At 65.3% G+C, this 484-nt stretch carries 1 protein-coding gene; it reads right to left on the reverse strand.

The features are described from left to right. A partial coding sequence (locus M9Q49_RS35255; RefSeq protein WP_254514056.1) for a hypothetical protein occupies positions 1–484 on the reverse strand: 484 nt, incomplete at both ends.

Genomic DNA, 484 nt, shown 5'->3' on the forward strand with positions numbered 1-484 from the left:
AGTGCCGGTCCGTTCGGCAGATTCCGTCCGCACGAAGTAGGCTTGCAGCGAAGCCGCGCCGGAAGCAACCAGCACTTCCCCTTCGTTGCCGGCAGCGCCGGTGCCGTTGCCGATCGCGTACGACAGCGCCGCATTCGCGCCGGTCAAGTTGAACAGCAACTTATCAGCGCCGCCGTTGCCATCGAGCAACACCGAGCCAACTCCGGCGAGATTCAAGTTATCCGGAATGCTCGGCGCGCTGCCGGCGAACGTCGGCAAGCCGCCCACGTCGCTCACGGTCAGCGTGTCATCGTCGCTCGAACCGAGATAAGTGAACGACTGAATCTGCGCGCTGGCGCCTTGGAAGATCACACCGACGTCGTCGTTGTCCGGCACTGCTGCCGAGCCCGTCCGCTCGACCACCAGGTTCGCGCCGTTGCGGCGCACCGTGATCAGATCGGGCACGCCGGTGTTGCCCCACGCTGCCAGGTTCGCATCGAGCGAC

Source organism: Anatilimnocola floriformis, assembly GCF_024256385.1.
Taxonomy (GTDB): Bacteria; Planctomycetota; Planctomycetia; order Pirellulales; family Pirellulaceae; genus Anatilimnocola; species Anatilimnocola floriformis.